This is a genomic window from Rhodococcus sp. WB9, assembly GCF_007558985.1.
Classification (GTDB): domain Bacteria; phylum Actinomycetota; class Actinomycetes; order Mycobacteriales; family Mycobacteriaceae; genus Rhodococcus_F; species Rhodococcus_F opacus.
In genome coordinates this window covers 5,056,405-5,069,276 of sequence record NZ_CP041769.1, presented here as the reverse complement: position 1 = coordinate 5,069,276, position 12,872 = coordinate 5,056,405, and the positions used below count along the sequence as shown (strand labels likewise).

Annotated in this window: 12 protein-coding genes; 4 read left to right on the top strand and 8 right to left on the bottom strand. The window is 69.8% G+C overall.

Features of this window, described 5'->3' with window-relative positions; all coding sequences use genetic code 11:
• Positions 1-2 precede the first annotated feature (2 nt).
• The 3 genes from FND50_RS23515 to FND50_RS23505 all read right to left on the bottom strand — a co-directional run bounded on the left by FND50_RS23515 (position 3) and on the right by FND50_RS23505 (position 4,461).
• Positions 3-1,607 (bottom strand): alpha-(1->6)-mannopyranosyltransferase A, encoded by a 1,605-nt coding sequence (locus FND50_RS23515; RefSeq protein ID WP_144287283.1) that lies wholly within the window; start codon positions 1,605-1,607, stop codon positions 3-5.
• 121 nt (positions 1,608-1,728) lie between these two features.
• A complete protein-coding gene (crtI, locus tag FND50_RS23510) occupies positions 1,729-3,354 on the bottom strand; it encodes a phytoene desaturase family protein (RefSeq protein ID WP_144287282.1) in 1,626 nt (541 codons plus the stop codon).
• A 9-nt stretch (positions 3,355-3,363) separates the two neighbouring features.
• Positions 3,364-4,461, bottom strand: coding sequence for a polyprenyl synthetase family protein (locus FND50_RS23505; protein WP_186301347.1), 1,098 nt, complete (start codon positions 4,459-4,461; stop codon positions 3,364-3,366).
• A gap of 189 nt (positions 4,462-4,650) precedes the next feature.
• Here FND50_RS23505 and metF point away from each other — a divergent pair, with 189 nt between their 5' ends.
• Positions 4,651-5,616 carry a methylenetetrahydrofolate reductase [NAD(P)H] gene (metF, locus tag FND50_RS23500; protein ID WP_222105583.1) on the top strand — a complete coding sequence of 322 codons (966 nt, stop codon included), beginning with the start codon at positions 4,651-4,653 and terminating at the stop codon, positions 5,614-5,616.
• Here metF and FND50_RS23495 read toward each other — a convergent pair.
• Genes FND50_RS23495 through FND50_RS23475 form a run of 5 tightly spaced genes read right to left on the bottom strand, consistent with a single transcriptional unit; the run spans position 5,609 to position 10,502 of the window.
• Positions 5,609-6,769 (bottom strand): glycosyltransferase family 2 protein, encoded by a 1,161-nt coding sequence (locus tag FND50_RS23495; RefSeq protein WP_144287279.1) that lies wholly within the window; start codon positions 6,767-6,769, stop codon positions 5,609-5,611. The two genes, metF and FND50_RS23495, sit on opposite strands and share 8 nt — an antisense overlap.
• The gene (locus FND50_RS23490; RefSeq protein WP_037204868.1) at positions 6,766-7,479 is read right to left on the bottom strand and encodes an LppM family (lipo)protein; all 714 of its coding nucleotides are present in this window, start codon (positions 7,477-7,479) and stop codon (positions 6,766-6,768) included. Before FND50_RS23490 ends, FND50_RS23495 begins: the two co-directional genes overlap by 4 nt.
• A 31-nt stretch (positions 7,480-7,510) precedes the next feature.
• Positions 7,511-8,323 carry a carotenoid biosynthesis protein gene (locus FND50_RS23485; protein WP_144287278.1) on the bottom strand — a complete coding sequence of 271 codons (813 nt, stop codon included), beginning with the start codon at positions 8,321-8,323 and terminating at the stop codon, positions 7,511-7,513.
• Positions 8,323-9,894 carry an NAD(P)/FAD-dependent oxidoreductase gene (locus FND50_RS23480; protein WP_144287277.1) on the bottom strand — a complete coding sequence of 524 codons (1,572 nt, stop codon included), beginning with the start codon at positions 9,892-9,894 and terminating at the stop codon, positions 8,323-8,325. Before FND50_RS23480 ends, FND50_RS23485 begins: the two co-directional genes overlap by 1 nt.
• A complete protein-coding gene (locus tag FND50_RS23475) occupies positions 9,891-10,502 on the bottom strand; it encodes an N-acetyltransferase (protein WP_144287276.1) in 612 nt (203 codons plus the stop codon). The genes FND50_RS23480 and FND50_RS23475 overlap by 4 nt, the downstream gene beginning before the upstream one ends.
• Positions 10,503-10,675: 173 nt before the next feature.
• Between FND50_RS23475 and FND50_RS23470 the strand changes: the two genes are divergently transcribed.
• The 3 genes from FND50_RS23470 to mraZ all read left to right on the top strand — a co-directional run bounded on the left by FND50_RS23470 (position 10,676) and on the right by mraZ (position 12,725).
• The gene (locus FND50_RS23470; protein WP_231137658.1) at positions 10,676-11,140 is read left to right on the top strand and encodes an SAV_6107 family HEPN domain-containing protein; all 465 of its coding nucleotides are present in this window, start codon (positions 10,676-10,678) and stop codon (positions 11,138-11,140) included.
• A 234-nt stretch (positions 11,141-11,374) separates the two neighbouring features.
• Complete coding sequence (locus FND50_RS23465) at positions 11,375-11,803, top strand: DUF3040 domain-containing protein (protein ID WP_005247640.1); 429 nt, start codon at positions 11,375-11,377, stop codon at positions 11,801-11,803.
• A gap of 490 nt (positions 11,804-12,293) precedes the next feature.
• Positions 12,294-12,725 carry a division/cell wall cluster transcriptional repressor MraZ gene (mraZ, locus tag FND50_RS23460; protein WP_005247637.1) on the top strand — a complete coding sequence of 144 codons (432 nt, stop codon included), beginning with the start codon at positions 12,294-12,296 and terminating at the stop codon, positions 12,723-12,725.
• Positions 12,726-12,872 lie beyond the last annotated feature (147 nt).

The following is a 12,872-nucleotide window of genomic DNA, read 5'->3' as shown; positions in this document are numbered from 1 at the left end:
GGTCATTCGACGCGGGACGACGTCGCAGCACCTGCGAGGCCGGAGGTGCGCTCTTCCTCGAGGGGCCGGGGTGCGCGCAGCCGCAGCGGATCGACCGTGCGGAGCGATACCGCCGCGACGACCGCGGCGAACGTCGCGAGCACGACGTGCGCGAACGTGTACAGACCGATCGAGCCGTCGGGCTGGAAGACCAGCATCAACCAGGTGGACAACCCGACGAGGATCATCAGGGTCCGCGTCGACAACGCGAAGCCGGCCGCGATGGCGATCGGCCACGAGTAGTACCAGGGCAGTGCCGCGGGCGACAGGATCACGATCGCGACCAGGACGATGAGAATTCCGAGAATCGCCTCACGCTCGGTCTTCCGGTAGCGCCACCAGGCCGCCAGCACGATCGCGACCAGGGCGACCGCGCAGATCGGGCGGGTGATGGCCAGCACCTCACCCAGCCGCAGCTCCGCGAACCACGACGTTCCGACGGTCACGATGTGGGCGAGGATCGTCGGCAGCGACAACCAGTTGATGATCTTGTTCGACCCGGACAGCGCGGTCATCCAGCCGAGCCCGACACCGGCGACGGCGGACGCGGCCGCGAAGACGGCCACGAACACGGCGAATCCCGCGCCCGCGGTCTTCGCGAACGACGCGAGCGGCGACGCGGGTGTGCGCCCTTCCGCCGAGGCCTTCTCCCTCTCGTGGAGCATCCAGATCCAGACCATGAAGGGCAGCGCGGCGCCTGCGGTCGCCTTGATCGCGACCGCAACCGCCACGAGGGCGATCCCGGCGAGATGGTGACGTTCGAGGACGAGCGCGATGCCGGCGATCATCAGGCCGACCATCAGCAGTTCGTTGTGGACACCGCCGATGAGGTGGACGAGAACCAAAGGATTGAGAACGGCGAGCCACAGGGCGATCGCCGGATTACCACCGAGGTGGCGCGCGAGGTGTGGGACTCCCCACACCATGAGCGCGAGTCCGGGCAGCATCGTCACGCGAAGAAGCATCGTCCCGGCGATCACGTTGTCGCCGGTCAGCCCCGTGATCCCCTGACTGAGGAGCAGGAACAGCGGACCGTACGGCGCGGTGGTGGTGGTCCACACGTTGCTGACGTTGTCGAGGAGCACGCCCGGGTTGACCACCGGCCCGACGGCGTAGGGGTCGAACCCGTCACGCAGGAGCGCACCCTGCGCCAGGTAGGAGTAGGCGTCCCGGCTGAACATCGGCACGGCCAGCAGCAGCGGCGCCGTCCACACCGGGACGACCATTCGCAACTGCCGGAGGGTGACGTCGCCGCCGAGGGTGGCGCGGCCCAGCCGCACCCAGGCCGTGATCATCGCGACGACACCCACCCACACGATGACCGTCGACAGGATTTGACCGTGACCGAACCGGAGCCACGACAGGTGCATGGCCTCCAGGAGCGGGTCCTCGCGGCGGACGCTGCCCGCACCGAAACCACCGAACGTGATCATCACGGCGCCTACGAAACCGAGGATGGCGGCGTGCCCCTCGGGGCTGCGGAGGAAGTCGGCCGTGGTCTGGGGCCACGACCGCTGCGGCGTGGGCGTCGCAGCGGCGACGGTCGCCTGCCGGGCAGAGGACGTCATGAGTGCAGATTCCTCCCCCGAGGTGCGTTCGGTTGCGGTCGGTGCGCTCGTCGTCGTGCGCATCGCATGGTCGAGGAACCAGTTTAATTGCTGCCGGCACCAGTTCCCGCCACGCCTCGCCCTATCCTCCCGCACTGGATGCTTTCGTGTGTCTTTCCGCACTTCGTGCTGCGGTGGGTCTCTTCGCACTTCGTGCTGCGGTGGGCCCGGTGACGCGGGCGGCCGCGAGTTTTCCCGACAGCAGGACGGTCGGAACTCCGACCCCCGGGACGGTGCCGGAACCCGCGAGCACGACATTGTCCAGCCCCCTGACCAGGTTGGGCCGCCGGAACGGTCCGGTCTGCCGGAACACGTGCGCCGCCGCGAACGGACTGCCCGCCGCCATGCCCTTGCCGAGCCAGGTGAGGGGGGTGTCGACGTGGTCGATCGTGAAATGCTCCGCGATTCCGGTGTACCCGCGCGTCTCGAGTTCGCGCAGCAGTTCGTTCACGTACGGGCCGGTCAGCGACGACCACTCCAGCGGTGCGCTGTGCAGGTTCGGGCAGGGCGCCAGCACCGACAGCGGTTCCGACGGAGTGCCCGCCCGGTCCACGGCGAGGCCCGGATCCGACAGGGCGGGCCGGGTGATCAGCAGCGACGGGTCCGTCATGAGCCGTCCGCGCCCCGCGCGGGCGGTGATCTCCGCGAACGTCCGCTTCCACGCATGACCGAAGTCGATGGTGTGGTGCCGTTGGGCGGCCCACTGCGACGCGACCGCGGTCGGGACGGTCCCGTGCAGGACCACGGCGGACGGTGACACCCGCACCCGGCGGGGCGTCCGGCGTGTCACCGGGCGGAGCAGTGTGTCGACGACGGCGGTGTCCGGGGTGAGTACCAGCGCGTCGCAGTCGATGCGGTCACCCGCCGCCGTGACGACGGTGCCGATGCGGTCGCCGCTTCGCTCGAGCGCCGCGACCTCGGTGTCGAACCGGATCTCGCCGCCCGCGGTGGTGAAGGCGTCGGCGAGGGCGAGCGCGATCGAGCGCATCCCGCCCCGGGGGAAGTAGACGCCGAGCGAGGTGTCCATGTGGGCGATCGCGCCGTACACCGCGAGGGCGTCGGCGGGAGCGACCCCGGCGTAGAGGGCCTGGAACGTGAAGATCCGGCGGAGTCTCGGATCGATGATCGTGCGGTCGACCCGGGCTCCGAGCCTGCCGAACCCGCCCAGGGCAGTGAGCGTCAGCAGATCCCGCGCGGCCGCGGGGGACGAGACGAGATCGAGCGGCGAGTCGAAGTTCGCGTCCATGAAACGGTGGTACTCGGCGTCGAAGATCCGGCCGAGCCAGCGCCGCAGCCGCAGGTACCTGGCCGATTCCTCCGGCCCGCACACCCGGCTGACCTCGGCGACCATCGCCTCGGGGTCGGAGTGCACGTCCAGCGAGGAACCGTCGGCGAACCGCGCGTGATACGCCGGCTCCAGCCGCTCGAGGACGAGCGCCGGACTGGTGGACTCGAAATCCGCGCCGACGGCGGCCAGGGCCTCGCCGACCAGTTCGGGCATCGTGAGGACGGTGGCACCGTTGTCGATGTCGTAGCCGGGACCGCGGTAGGTGCCCACCCGGCCGCCCGGTGAGGACTCCCGTTCGAGGACGGTGACGCGCCGGCCCGATCCGGCGAGGTGCAGAGCGGCCGAGAGACCGGCGAGGCCGGCACCGACGACCACGACGTGATCGGTGCGGCCGGGAACCGTCCGGAGTGCGCGGGCCATCCCGGACCCTCAGTAGTCGCGGCGCGTCGCGGCGACGGCCATCTCGGTGAGCTGCTGCCTCGCCTCCGCGGTGGCGGTGCTCTCCGCGAGCGTCGACAGCGCGTTCCCGACGAGTTCCTCGATCTGCTTCTCCACGTCCGCGACCGCGCCGAGCGACGTGATCGTGGTCCGGAGGGTGTCCACGTCCGAATCGGACAGATCGGTGCCGATGCCCTCGCGGAGGAGTTCGGCCGCCGCGGGCTCTTCGGCGTCGGCGCGCTGCAGCGACATCGCGAACAGGACGGTGCGCTTGCCCGCCCGCAGGTCGTCGCCCGAGGGCTTGCCCGTCACGGCCGGATCGCCGAACACTCCGAGCAGGTCGTCACGGAGCTGGAAGGCGATACCGATGTCGGTGCCGAAACGGCGGTACGCCGAGACCAGGGTCTCGTCGGCGCCTGCGAGCGCCGCACCGAGGTGCAGGGGGCGCTCGATGGTGTATGCCGCCGTCTTGTACCGATTCACCTTCATGGCGGCGTCGATCGACTCGTCCGCCCGGGCCTCGTTGCTGATGTCGAGGAACTGCCCGCCGAGCACCTCGGTGCGCATCGCGGACCAGACGGGGGAGATGCGGGCCGACGCGTCCGCGGTGATGCCCGATTCGCGGATCATGTCGTCGGCCCAGGCCAGCGCGAGATCGCCGAGCAGGATCGCGACGCCCTCGCCGAAGTGAGCGGAATCACCGCTCCACGCTCCCGCACGATGCTGTTCCGCGAATTCGACGTGGACGGTGGGGAACCCGCGGCGCGTCGTGGACGCGTCGATGATGTCGTCGTGGACCAGTGCGCAGGCCTGAACCAGTTCCAGCGCGGAGCAGACGCGGAGCACGGGTCCGGAATCGGGGCCGCGAGGGTCGCCGCCCGCCCCGAGCCAGCCGGTCCACGCGAAGGCGGGACGGACCCGCTTGCCTCCGCGCAGGACGAAGTCTTCGAGGGTGGTCACGGCCTCGCGGTAACCACCGCCAACGGAGTCGACGAGGTCCTGCCGGCTGGTGAAGAAGTCGCGAAGCGCATTTTCGACCTCGGCCGCGAGGGCGGCGGGGCGCGTTCCAACGGACAGTGTTGCCTCCAGGATCGAATTCTCGCGTGCGCGCCGAGACCGGCGACAGGCGTCGACACCACCATAGTGGGCGCCCTCCCGGGTGGCCGGATACCCGGATTCCGCCGCCCGTGCAGACGCAGTGGGTGCATTGCCCCGGGCACTACCTATGCTGGACGGGTGACATTCGATTCCGTCAGGGGGCGGGCCAGCGAAGGTTGGGTGACCCGCACTCCGTCCATCGTCGACCGGATCCGGTCGTCCAGCGACGGCCGGGTCCCCTTTTCCGTCGAGTTCTCGCCGCCGCGTGACGAGGCCGCCGAGGCTCGTCTGTGGCGTGCGGTGCGGGAGTTCGAGCGGCTGGGTCCGGCCTTCGTGTCCATGACCTACGGTGCGGGCGGGTCGACGCGGGACCGCACGGTCCGCGTCACCGGCCAGCTCGCCGAGGAGACCACCCTCCTGCCGGTCGCGCACCTCACTGCCGTGTCGCACAGTGTCGACGAACTGCGGTCGATGGTCGGCGCCTACGCCGACCGCGGAATCAGCAACATCCTGGTCCTGCGCGGCGACCCGCCCGGCGACCCGCTGGGCGAGTGGGAGAAGCATCCGGACGGCGTCGAGTACGCCGAGGACCTCGTCCGGCTCGTCCGCGACCTCGGCGACTTCCACGTCGGCGTCGCATCGTTCCCCGAAGGCCACTACCGCGCGCCCGATCTCGCGCACGACACCCGGTACCTGGTATCGAAGCTGCGGGCCGGCGCCGAGTACTCGATCACCCAGATGTTCTTCGACGTCGACGACTACCTGCGCCTGCGCGACCGGGTGTCGGCGTACGACCCCGAGCAGGGGGCCAAGCCGATCATCCCCGAGATCATGCCGATCACGTCGCTGCGGTCGGTCCGCCGCGTGCTCGAACTGTCGGGGTCGCGTCTCCCGGCGCACCTCGAGAAGCGTCTGGCCACGGCCGCCGGGGACGGTCCCGAGGAGAACCGCGCCGCCGTGCGCGAGATCGGCATCGACGTCGCCACCGAGATGAGCGAACGTCTCATCGCCGAGGGTGCGCCCGGCCTGCACTTCATCACCCTCAACTTCGCGCGCGCCACCAGCGAGGTGCTGGCCCGGCTCGGCGACAAGGTCGGTTCGGGTGTGGCGGATCCCACCCCGGTCACCCCGGCTCGGATCAGCTGAGCGTCCGCCCCTTCCATCGGGTGCGCCCGCGGCGATGATTGCGGTGTGACGACATCGTCAGGGCCGTCACCGCGGCGACGGACAGCGGGTGCGCGACCGCGCCGGCCACGTCGACGGCGGTGAGGCGGCCCTCCCGTTCCAGTGCGCGGGCGCACAGCCGGGACGCCGTGGCGGCGAGATACCCCGCCGCACCCCACCCGCGCACGCGTCCCCGTCCGGCCGCGAACGCGACCGGCGGCGCGAGGTACGCCACGCTTGCCGCACCGAGCACCGCGACGGCGCCGAGGCGGGAGCCGAATGCCGTCCACATCCAGCGGTCGTAACCGCGGCGCAGCGCGTCGGCGTCCTCGTACATCCGGCACGACGCCGACCGGCCGGCCACGACCAGTGTGCTCGCACGACCCCGCGTACGGAGCAACCGTGCGATGTCGAGGTCCTCGGTCACGCTGTCCGCGACGGCCCGGTGGCCCCCGACCCCGCGGTACCCGGCGGAATCGAAGACCATGAACTGCCCGCAGGCCACGGCCGTCGACGGGCGCCGCGACCGGTTGGCCAGGCGGATCGGCAGTGTCGCCGCCCACGACCACGCGAGCAGCGGCTGCACCAGGACCTCGGTCACCGACCTCGCCTGCTGGAACGGCCACGGGCAGACCAGTGCTGCCTCGGACTCGCGCAGCGCGGCGCAGGCGGCAGTCAGGGCGTCCGGACGCAATCGCACGTCGGCGTCGAGGAACACGAGTATCCCGCCGTCACCGCGGCCCTGCGCGAAGGCGTGCTCACTCACCCGATGGCAGGCCGCGGGTTTGCCCACCCAGCCCGGCGGCGGTTCCGCGGTTCCCCGCACCACGGAGAAGCGGGGGTCCGCGCCGCTCGCGGCCTCCGCGACCTCGGCCGTCCCGTCCGTGGAGGCGTCGTCGTAGACGAATACCCGCAGGTCGCCGACGCCTCGCTGCTCTCGCAGGTCGCCGATCAGGTCGGGCAACCGGTCACGCTCGTCCCGGGCCGGAATGCAGACCGTGACGGGTTCGGTGACCGGGCGGGTCGCAGTGGGGAGCCGTGGGGCGCGGACCAGGTTGGCGCCGGCCGTGGCGAGACCGAGAACCGAGATCAGGGAGCCGATCCGCACGACCCGCTCGATCGGCGGAGAGGTCACACCTCCGAGTGGTCCCGTGCGCGACCGCTGCCGATCACCGGATCCTTGTTGCGGGCCATCCAGGCCAGCGCACCGACGATCACGGCGACGCCCAGCGTCACGCCGGCCATGATGCCCGCCCAGCCCGCGAAGCTGCGGGTGCTGGGGTCCGAGTACCGCACCTCGGCGCGGATCGTCGAGGTGTCGCCGGCGGGAAGTTTCCACGACACGATGGAGTCGCCCTCCCGGGTGCCGTTGGTGGTGGCGACGCGCGCCGGAAAAGCAATCGTGAACTGCACGTCCGTGCCTTGGGCGGGTACCGAACCGAGATCGGCCTTCCCGTCGAGGGTCACGAGGTCGCCGGTCCGCTTGAGCGAGATCTGAAAACTTCCGTTGGCCTGCTCCGACATGGAGCCGAGCTGTTGCACGTCGCCGAACGTGAGGTCGCTGAAGAACGCCTGGCTGCCGACGTACCCGTCCTTCTTGTACTCCTGCACGCGCACCTTGCCCGACAGTGAGTCGGGCGGAGTGAGTTGCGGGCCCTTGTCCTGATCGTTCGCCGGCACGGCGGCCGCGACGATCTGGCCGGAGACCCTGTCGTCGGCGGACACCCCCATCGACACCTGAACCCGCAGGCATCCCGCGAGGAGGGGCACGAGAAGGAGGCCGAGGGCCGCGAGGGACAAGGCCCTCCGCGAGCGGGTGGAGGTCGGAACTGAGGGCGGCTGCACAGTCGTATCGTGCCAGGGGAGTGGATCGGTGTCAGGCGTGAGGGTGCGTGTCGTGGGTCCGGGGTCGCCGGGCACGCGGCCGAAGCAGCGACACGAGCAGGGGAACTCCCAGGATTCCCATAGCCAACCACCCGTAGATCGCCGAATACCGCAACTCGGGGGCGCCGAGGAAGACCGAGTGTGCCAGCGCCGAACCGAGCCACGTCCACAGGAACAACCCGATCGGGACACCGTCACGGTGCCGGGTCCCGGCGTCCAGACGACGGTCGATCCGGTCCACGGCGGCGGCCATCACGGCGGCGACGACGAACCACCCGGCGTAGTTGGTCAGCGGAATGTGTTCGACACCGGGCAGGCCGGCGTCGGTGACGCACCAGTGCCACTGCCCGTCCGCGACCATCTGCGGGTCGAGGTACAGGTCCCAGCCGACGACACCGATCGTCGTCAGTGCGATGCGCGTCAGCCGTCGGTACGGGCCGCGCGCGAGCACGGACGCCACGCACCACACCGGATAGAACCCGGCCGTCCAGGCGAACGGCACCACCAGAGGCACCCCCGCAAGTGCGGGCCCGAGCCGCCCGACGCTGTAGTCGTAGCAGCCGTAGGGGAAGCCGGTGGCCGTGCCGACGATCTCGGAGCACAGACCGAGCCCCGCGGTCACGAGCACCAGTCCCACCGTCCAGCGGGCACCCCGGGTCGCGGCCGCGTGGGTGACGGACGCCGCGGCGAGCAGCGCGACGACGAGGACGGTGACGACGTCACGGGTCCCGCCGTGCACCAGCGGGTAGACGATCTGCGCCGCGATCGCCGCGCCCGCGAGCAGCAGGGGCAGGCGGGAGGTCATCACCGGCGCCGCAGGCGTCCCAGACCCCGCCGGTCGTCGTGGAGCGCGATGCGTGCAGCGCTGCGGCCACTTGCGCCGGACACCCCGCCACCCGGATGGGTCGAGGCGCCGGTGAGGTACAGGCGGCTGGCCCCCGGCACCCGGTGTCCGGACAATTCGGGGAGCGGACGCCACATCATCATCTGGTCCAGCGACATCTCCACGTGCATGACGTTGCCGCCGAGCAACCCCATCTCGTCTTCGAGGTCCTGCGGCGACTGCACGTGCCGGTCGAGGACGGACTCACCGAAACCGGGTGCCAGCGCGTCGATCTCCGCGACGATCCGATCGGCCTCCGGTCCGGCGAGGTCGCTCCAGCGCCGGCCGCCGGTCAGCCGGTACGGCTGCCACTGCGACCACAGGGTCACCTGGTGCCTGCCCTCGGGTGCGATGGTGGGGTCGAGGCCGCTGAAGCTCATTCCCAGCACCGCGGGCCGCGGCGGGAGTTCTCCGGCGAGTGCCGCGCCGTGCGCGAGCCGCAGGTGTGCGCGATCCGAGACCAGCAACTGCAGCCCGTGGGTGACCGACGCGTCGGGCGCACTCGGATAGGCGGGGAGGGCGTCGGTGGCCAGCCGCACGACCATCCCGATCCCCGGGCCCACGCGGATCCGGCGACGCCACCGGTCGAGGGTCAGCGCGTCGTACCCACCGCGCTCGAGCAGGCCGAGCGTGGTCAGCACGTGACAGCCCGCGATCACCGCACGTGAGCGGATCTCCCGTCCGGACGCCGTCCGCGTCGTCCAGGAGTCGCCGTCGCGGCTCAGCGAGACCACCGAGTCGCCGAGTGAGACGGTCCCGGAGTCGGCGCGCAGCTTCGCGGCGAGAGCGGCGGTCAGGGCTCCGCTGCCGCCGACGGCACGGCCGGGCGGAATTGTGTGCAGCAGGGCGGCGAATCCGACCATCGGCGCCGTCCCCGGCTCCGACATCGGCGGACCGGACTGGGCGCCGAACCACGCGAGGGCGGCCTTGAGGCGTTCGTCGTCGAAGTACTCGTCGAGCAGCGCGTCGCCGGAACCGAGGAACTGCCGTGAGAGGTCGCTGCCGCCGCCGCCCGTGTCGAGCCCCCAGAACGACGAGAGGAGCGCGGGCCCGGTCGGCGGATTCGAGAACGCGCGCATGACACGTGCGCTGCGCGGACCCCACACCGCCACGAACCGGCGGTACGCGTCGGCGTCCGTGGCGCCGCAGGACTCCTCGATGGACCGGCACGTCGCGTCCAGGCTGCGGCGGAACACGATCCCCGGCCGATCCGACCCCGCGGGGGCGGGGGCGAACGCCCACGGATCGCAGTCGAGGTACCGCAGGCCGTGCGCGCCGAGGTCGAGTTCCTCGACGATCCCCGTGTGACGGACCATGATGTGCGCGGAAGACCCGCGGTCGACCTTGTACCCGGGGAAGCGTTCGACGGTGGACACCGCGCCACCGATGACGGTGTCGCGTTCGATCACTTCGACCGACCATCCGGACCGCGCGAGGTAGCACGCCGACACGAGGGCGTTGTGTCCCGATCCCACCACCACCGCGTCGATCACAGTGGAAGCCCGCGTCCCAGTACGGCGAACGGCCGGTTGTCCCCGGCGAATCGGAAGTGGCGCAGGACATCTCTGAAGCCGAGGCGGCGATACAGCCGCCATGCGCGGTTGTCCTCGTCCGCCACTTCCGGGGTGGAGAGCAGCACGCCGCGTTCGGGCCTGTGGTCGAGGAGGCGGAGGAGCAGGGTCTCGCCGAGCCGATGTCCCTGGGCGTCCGGGTGGACGTGGAGTTCGGTGAGTTCGAAGTAGTTGCCGAGGATCACGTCGATCTGGTCCCGGGTCCACCCGGTGTGGCGGAGACCGGAACGGACCTGCTGATGCCACCACTGTTCGGGTGCCCCGCGGTAGCCGTAGGCGACGGCGACGAGACGGGCGGCCGCGGTGTCGGCGGATCCGTCACCGGCCGGGACGAGCGCGCCGACGCCACGCCACCCCGATCGCTGCAGGTGCTCGTTCCACATCGGCGCCCGGTGGTATTCGGTGCCGTGGGGATAGCCCATGGCGGCGACGTAGATCGACAGCGCCTCGTGCAGGCGGTCGCGGAACTCGGTGGCCGTGAGTTCGACCACGAATGGAGTCTGGTCAGCGTTCGTGTCGACCGGTCTCACCTTTCTCTTGACGACGTGTCGGTGGGTCCAGCTATATTGAATAGGTCGAACGGATGTTCGATAGCGGGGATCCGGCGATGCTCGAGGGAAGCGAGCATCGCCGGCCCCCGAACTCACGAACCGACTACGCCCGGCGGGGTGGTTGCACCGGGGTTTTGGAGGTGTTCGAAGTGATGACGAACCCGGTCACGGGACCGGCCTCTGGGAACTCGCGGCGACCGGGTGACATACGCAACCCGGGCTCCAGGCGGGGTTCGACGCTGCTCGATCGCGCCGACGCGCTCCTCGCCCAATCGGTGGGGGCCGGTGGGCCGGCGGATCGATTCCACAGTGCGTATCTGGCCGCGCTCCGCGGCGCGGGCGCAGTGCTGGCCGCCGTCGAGGGGCCTGCGGCGGGGAGCAGACGGACACGAACGCGTAACGCCTGGGTTCTCATGGCCGCCGCGGCGCCGGAATTCGTGAACTGGGCCGACTACTTCGCCGGGCACTCGGCCACCCGCGCCGCGATCGAGGCAGGAATGTCGCGTACCCTCACCGATCTCGAGGCGGACGAGTTCTTTGTCGAGGTCGGACGCTTTCTCCAGCACGTCGAAGATCACATCGGACGTGGCGCAGGTCTCGATCTGCGGGCGTCGTAGACCGGGCTGTGGGCCGCAAACGGCGGGAAAACGGTGAGGCGTCCGCGACATTGCGGTGCCCCGAACGGGGTTCGGTGCGGGAGTCCGTAAGGTTGGTGTCGAACTCGTACGTGGAGTAGGTGGTACGGGGATCGAACTGCTCGTATTATTAAATCTAGGTAGCCGCCAAAGTCGGTTACCCACCGTCTCGCACCGTGAGGCGGTGGCCAACACTCCAGTGCCGGGGGAGGTACCGTGCCACTCTCCGAGCACGAGCAGCGCATGCTCGACCAGATCGAGAGCGCTCTCTACGCCGAGGATCCCAAGTTCGCCTCCACTGTGCGAGGCGGTCGCATGCGTGCGGCATCGAGTCGTCGTCGATTGCAGGCGGTGGCCCTGTTCGTTCTGGGGCTGGTCCTGCTCATTGCCGGCGTCGCCCTTCCGATCAAGCCGGGCGGTTTTCCCGTCATCAGCCTGATCGGCTTCATCGTCATGTTCGGTGCCGGAGTCCTCCTCCTGTGGGGTGGAGGAAAGAGCAAGTCCGGACAGTCCTCACGTGGTGGCTCGACCACGCAAGGTGAGACCGGCCGTGCCGATCGCGGTAAGCCCCGAGGCGGGCGCAAGAGTGGCGGATTCTCGTCGCGAATGGAAGACCGCTTCAAGAAGAGATTCGAGCAGGAGTAGTTCGACCCGCTCGGCAGCACAGTGGCGGCGTGGCAGGTGATGCCACGCCGCCACTGCTGTGTCCGGGCGGTGCAGGGTCGTTTGGGTGCAGTGGGTCGGGGTCGATCCGGTGGGGCCAGTGAACGTTCCCGCCCACGAATCCCCACCCTCACCCACCGCGTCTCCCCACTTTCCCCCCTGCGCCCCGCGATGAACCGCGAGGTGGGGGCGCAGGCCCCTCGCGTTGTGCTTTCACCTGGGCTTTTGCTGCTTTTTGGGCTGATGTGTGACCGAGCCCGATCGGCTCGGCTCGTGTCGGTGATCACGTCGGGAATTTTCCCCCACCTTCTGCAATAAGCGTTGACCAGCAAGTATTGGGCAAATTGGGCGACAACACGCTGTTATCCACCTTGTGAGTGGGGGAAAGTGGGGTACTGTGGTGCGCAGCGGGGAGCGAAGGTGAACCGCCCGGGCATACGGCGTTCGATACGAACGTGGTGGGAGGTGTCGAGTGTTTCTCGGTACCTACACGCCGAAGCTCGACGACAAGGGGCGGCTCACGTTGCCCGCAAAGTTCCGGGATGCGCTGGCGGGAGGGTTGATGGTCACCAAGGGTCAGGATCACAGCCTCGCGGTGTATCCCCGGGAAGAATTCACCGCTCTCGCACGCAAGGCCGCGGCCGCGTCGAGAAGCGATCCGGAGGCGCGAGCCTTCGTTCGCGGACTGGCGGCAGGTACCGACGAGCAGCACGCAGATGCCCAGGGGCGCATCACCCTCTCGGCAGATCACCGTCGTTACGCGGGTCTCTCCAAGGACTGCGTAGTGATCGGTTCGGTCGATTTCCTCGAAATCTGGGATGCGCAAGCCTGGCAGACCTACGTCGAGGCGAACGAGGAGAACTACTCGCAGGCAACAGGAGTCGCGCTCGGCGAGATCGTCTGAGCGTGACCGCGTCCCCGCGAATGCCGCGAGGCCTCTGTCCGACGGAACCCTGACGCACTTCCCCAGCGCCAGGTTTTCATTTCGGGCAGGGACCTCGAAGCATTCGCCACGGCAACTGGCCGACATGAGAAGTTCGAGCAGTGAACC

Coding starts and splice junctions, on each gene's coding strand:
- FND50_RS23515 (WP_144287283.1), bottom strand. CDS start 1,607: ATGACGTCCTCTGCCCGGCAGGCGACCGTCGCCGCTGCGACGCCCACG.
- crtI (WP_144287282.1), bottom strand. CDS start 3,354: ATGGCCCGCGCACTCCGGACGGTTCCCGGCCGCACCGATCACGTCGTG.
- FND50_RS23485 (WP_144287278.1), bottom strand. CDS start 8,323: ATGACCTCCCGCCTGCCCCTGCTGCTCGCGGGCGCGGCGATCGCGGCG.
- FND50_RS23470 (WP_231137658.1), top strand. CDS start 10,676: ATGACGAACCCGGTCACGGGACCGGCCTCTGGGAACTCGCGGCGACCG.